Annotated in this window: 2 protein-coding genes; both read left to right on the forward strand. The window is 73.6% G+C overall.

All coding sequences use genetic code 11. From position 1 onward, the window contains the following. On the forward strand, positions 1-651 hold a 651-nt coding region (locus tag AB0I83_RS31175; RefSeq protein WP_363307026.1), incomplete at its 5' end, for a beta-ketoacyl reductase. Between the two features lie 81 nt (positions 652-732). Then, positions 733-5,446, forward strand: a 4,714-nt coding sequence (locus AB0I83_RS31180; RefSeq protein WP_363307027.1) for a beta-ketoacyl synthase N-terminal-like domain-containing protein, incomplete at its 3' end; no start/stop codon positions are given.

Below are 5,446 nucleotides of genomic sequence, written 5' to 3' on the forward strand. Positions count from 1 at the left end.
ATGTCGACCGAGGACGGGCTACGTCTCCTCGATATCGCGGAGCGGTCGGCGGACCCCCTGGTCGTGGCGGCGCGCTTCGACCCCCGATCCCTGGCCGAGGGCGGGCCCGGCAGCTCGGCCGAGCCGATGCTGCGCGACCACGCCCGCAGCTCCGCACCCCACAGGCGCCGCGACGTCGCCACCGTCCGGGTCGATCCGCAGCCGGACGGCCCCCCGCTGCCCGCGAGACTGGAGGGGCTGGGCGACACGGAACGGCACCGAGTGGTGCTGCGCACCGTGCGGGAGCACACGGCGACCGTGCTGGGGTACGACTCGGCCACCGGGATCCCTGCCGAACGGGGATTCCTGGACCTGGGCATCGACTCGCTCACCGCGGTCGAACTGCGCAACCGGCTGAAGGCCGAGACCGGTCTGCCGCTGCCGGCAACCCTGGTCTTCGACCATCCCGATGCCACTCGCCTCGCCCGGTATCTCGCGGGAGCACTGGCGCCGGACGAGACCGGCTACGCGCCCAAGGACGTCGGCCCGGACGGCGCCCCTGCTCCGGCGGCCATCCCCGCAACCGGCGCCGCCGGTGTGTCCGGGAGCCTGGAGTCGGCGGACGCCGCCGAGCTCTTCGACTTCATCGACCGGGAATTCGGCTCGGACTGATCGCCACCGCCTCCCGGCCCCGACGCCATTTGCCTGCCCGTAGGACCCTCTGACACCGCGGCAAGACCATGTGAGGCCCTGATGCCGGAAGATGACAAGCTCCTCGGCTACCTGCGCCGGGTTACCGCCGACCTGCACCACACCCGGGGACGGCTGCGAGAGATCGAGGCAGCGGCCCACGAACCGATCGCCGTCGTGGGCATGGCCTGCCGCTTCCCCGGCGGCGTCACCACCCCCGAGGAGCTGTGGGACCTCGTCCGGGACGGCGCCGACGCCATCACCCCGTTCCCCGGCAACCGGGGCTGGGACACCGAGGCCCACTACGACGCCGATCCGGACGCACCCGGACGCACCTACGCCCGCGAGGGCGGCTTCCTGCACGACGCAGGCGACTTCGATGCCGGCTTCTTCGGGATCTCCCCGCGCGAGGCCGACGCGATGGACCCCCAGCAGCGCCTGCTCCTCGAAGCGTCCTGGGAAGCCGTCGAACGGGCCGGCATCGACCCGGCCTCCCTGAAAGGCCGAGCCGCCGGCGTGTTCCTCGGCGCCGTCGCGCTCGACTACGGGCCGCGCCTGGACGCCGCCGACGGCCTCGAAGGCCACCTGATGACCGGCACCACCACCAGCGTCGTCTCCGGCCGCGTGGCCTACACCCTCGGGCTGGAGGGCCCGGCTCTCACCGTCGACACGGCCTGCTCCTCCTCCCTCGTCGCGCTGCACCTGGCGGTGCGTTCGCTGCGGCAGGGCGAGTGCGACCTCGCTCTCACCGGCGGCGTCACCGTCATGCCCACCCTCGGCACCTTCATGGGCTTCAGCCGTCAGCGGGGCCTGGCGCCCGACGGCCGCTGCAAGCCCTTCTCCGCCGACGCCGACGGCTTCGGCCCGGCGGAGGGCGCCGGCATACTCTGCCTCGAACGGCTCTCCGACGCCCGCCGCAACGGACACCACGTCCTCGCCGTCGTCCGTGGCACGGCGGTCAACCAGGACGGCGCCAGCAGCGGACTCTCCGCGCCGAACGGCCCCGCACAACAGCAGGTCATCCGGGCTGCGTTGACGGACGCCGGCCTGGACGGGCCCGACGTGGACGTGGTGGAGGCGCACGGTACGGGCACGAGGCTGGGTGATCCGATCGAGGCCGGGGCGCTCCTGGCCACGTACGGGCAGGGGCGCGACCCGGAGCGGCCGTTGTGGCTGGGGTCGGTGAAGTCGAACATCGGCCACACCCAGGCCGCCGCCGGGGCCGCCGGCATCATGAAGATCGTTCTGGCCCTGCGGAACCAGGAGCTTCCGCGGACCCTGCACGCGGAGGAGCCGTCACCGCACGTCGACTGGTCCGCCGGCACCCTGCGCCTCCTCACACGGTCCGTTCCCTGGCCGAGCGCCGGAGCGCCGCGCCGCGCCGGTGTCTCGTCCTTCGGTGTCAGCGGCACCAACGCCCACGTCATCCTCGAAGAGGCACCTGCGGAAGGTACACCGGCCGACGAGGAGCCGGCGGAGGCCCTGCCGGCGGCTGAGGAACCGGGCGCGGACGCACCCACCGATCGGCCCCGGCCCATAGGAGTACCGGCCGACGGGGCCACCGTCCGGCCCCTTCCACAGGTGCCCTGGGTCCTGTCGGCCAAGTCTGCCGCCGCGCTGCGTGACCAGGCCGCACGACTGGCTGCCCACGCGGACCGGCACCCCGACCTGCGGCCCGCCGACGTCGGCCTCACGCTGGCCACCGCCCGCACAGTCTTCGATCACCGGGCCGTACTCCTCACTCCGGAACACGCCCAGGGTGCCGACCTGTTGCGGGAGTACGGGTCGGGCCAGGACCCCGTGGCACTCGTCTCCGGCACGGCCCGCGAGGGCGCAGGCCCCGTATTCGTCTTCCCGGGGCAGGGTTCGCAGTGGACCGGCATGGCCGTCGACCTGCTCGAAACCTCACCGGTGTTCGCCCGGCGCATGGCCGAGTGCGCCGCCGCGCTCGCGCCCCACCTCGGCGTCCCGCTGCTGGAAGCGCTGCGGGACGAGGCGGAACTGGAGCGTGTGGAGGTCGTCCAGCCCGCCCTGTGGGCGGTGATGGTCTCACTGGCCTCGGTGTGGGAGTCCTACGGCGTCCGGCCGGCCGCGATCGTGGGCCACTCGCAGGGTGAGATCGCCGCCGCGGTGGTGGCGGGGGCGCTGACCCTGGAGGACGGTGCACGGGTGGTGGCCCTGCGCAGCCGGGCGCTGACGGCCCTCGCCGGCCGCGGCGGGATGGCCTCCGTCGGGGCACCTGAGGACGAGGTCCGCCGTGCCGTCAGCGCCCACCGGGGCGCTCTGTCCGTCGCCGTTGTCAACGGGCCCTCGCACCTCGTGGTCTCCGGCGACGCCGCCGCGCTGGACGAACTGCTCGCCGCCTACGAGGCCGACGGTGTGCGAGCCCGCCGCGTCCCCGTCGACTACGCCTCCCACTCGTCACATGTGGAAGAGATCCGCGCCGACGTCGAGAAGGCGGCGGCAGGGGTGTCCCCGCGCCCCTCCGACATTCCCTTCTACTCCACGGTGACCGCCGAGAAGGCCGACACGACCACGCTGGACGCCGCCTACTGGTACCGCAACCTCCGCTCCCCGGTGCGCTTCGAGGAGACCGTGCGCGTGCTGCTCGGCGAGGGCTTCCGGCACTTCGTCGAGATCAGCCCGCACCCGGTCCTCCTCCCCGGCGTGGAGTCCACAGCCGAGGACCACGGCAGCGCCGTGTCGGCCGTAGGGACTCTGCGCCGCGGCGACGCCGGTGAGCCCCGGCTCCTCAGGTCCCTCGCCGAGGCCCACGTCGCCGGAACGTCCGTGGACTGGGGCCGTGTCTTCGACACGACCGGCGCGCACCTCGTCGACCTGCCGACGTACGCCTTCCAGCGGCGCCGCCACTGGCTCGACTCCACCACGGCCGCGGCCGTCGACGTCGCTGCCACCGGCATGGAACCCGTCGTCCATCCGCTGCTCGACGCCGGCGTGTCCCTGCCCGACAGCGACGGTCATCTGTTCACCGCCCGCTGGTCGCTGCGTACCCACCCCTGGCTCGCCGACCACAAGGTCGCGGACCGGGTGGTCGTTCCGGGCACGGCACTGGTCGAGACCGTGCTCCGCGCGGGCGACGCCGTCGGCTGCGACCGGCTCGCCGAGCTCAGCATCGAAACCCCGGTCGTCCTGCCCGCTGACGGCGGCCACCTGCGCGTCCAGATCACGGTGGGTGCTCCCGCGGACACCGGCGGCCGACGGGCCGTCGGGGTGTACGTCTGCGGCTCCGAGGGCGTCTGGGCACGCCATGCCCGTGCCACCCTCACGACCGAGGCGGGCTCACGCGAACCCGCCGGCCTCGAAACCTGGCCGCCCGCCGACGGAGCCCGACCGGTCGACACGGGTCAGCTGTACGAGCGGCTCGCCGCCGTCGGCCTGGCTTACGGGCCGGGATTCCGGGGCCTGGGATCCGTCTGGACCCGTGGTGGCGAGATCTACGCCGAGGCGGTCCTTCCCGATGAGGTCCGGCAGACCGCCGGTGGCTTCGGCCTGCACCCGGCGCTCCTGGATGCCGCCCTGCACGCCTGGCCGGCCGCCGCCGACGCCCTCACCTCCGCCGGACTGCCGTTCCTCTGGACCGGCGTGTCCCTGTACGCCACCGGGGCGTCGAGCCTGCGCGTGAGGCTTACACCGGTGACCGGCGGCGGCATGGCGGTGCTCGCGGCGGACGACTCCGGCCGGCCGGTGTTCTCGGCCGAGAGGCTCGTGACGCGCCCGGTGCCGGACGCCGGGAACGGCTTGGCCAAGGGCAGCCTGCACCGTGTGGACTGGACCCCCGCCCCCGCACCGGCCGCCGACGCGGAGCCCGCCACCGTTGCCCCGGTGCTCGCGGTCCTCGGCCCGGGCACCCTCGGTCGCGAGCTCGACGGGGCCGTCTCGCACCACGACGACCTGACCGCTCTCGCCGACCAGGTCACGCACGGCCGGTGCCCGGCACCGGCGTACGTCCTGACAGGCGTTGCCCTGGACCCGGGGTGTCCGTCCGACGTGGAGACCCGGGAAGGGGACACCGCACAGGAGGCTCTGGCCGCCGCCGGCCGTGCGCTGGCGCTCGTGCAGGCATGGCTGGCCGACGAGTCGTTCGCGGCGACCGGGGCCAAGCTGGTGCTGGTCACCCGGGGAGCCGTGCCCGCCCGGGCGGGAGAGGGCGTGCCGGACCTTGCGGCTACGCCCGTCTGGGGCCTGGTGCGGTCCGCGCAGTCCGAACATCCCGGTCGGTTCGTCCTGGCCGATCTGGACCAAGATCCCGCCTCGCTCGCCGCCCTGCCTTCCGCCCTCGCCACCGGTGAACCACAACTGGCCCTCCGGCGGGGCGAGATCCTCGTTCCGCAACTCTGTTCGGTCCCGGCAGAGTTGGAGCTCCCCGATGGTGCCTGGCAGTTGCGGACCACACCGGGTGCCGCCCTCGACGGAATCGGCCCGGCTCCGTCGACGTCGGCGACCCGACAGCTCGGCGACCGCGACGTGCGTGTCGAGATCCGGGCCGCGGGCGTCAACTTCCGTGACGTACTGATCGCCCTGGGCGTGTATCCGGATGCGGAGAACGCGCGGTTGGGCAGCGAGGGCGCCGGCGTGGTCACCGAGATCGGCTCCGCAGTGACCGGCGTCGCCGTCGGCGACCGCGTCATGGGACTGGGGGGCGAGTGGTTCGGCTCGTTCACCGTGGTGGATGAGCGGGTGGTGGTGGGGGTTCCGGAGGGGTGGTCGTTTGTGGAGGCTGCTTCGGTTCCGGTGGCGTTTGTGACGGCGTTCTATG

The sequence above is a fragment of the Streptomyces sp. NPDC049970 genome (assembly GCF_040660235.1).
Lineage (GTDB): Bacteria > Actinomycetota > Actinomycetes > Streptomycetales > Streptomycetaceae > Streptomyces.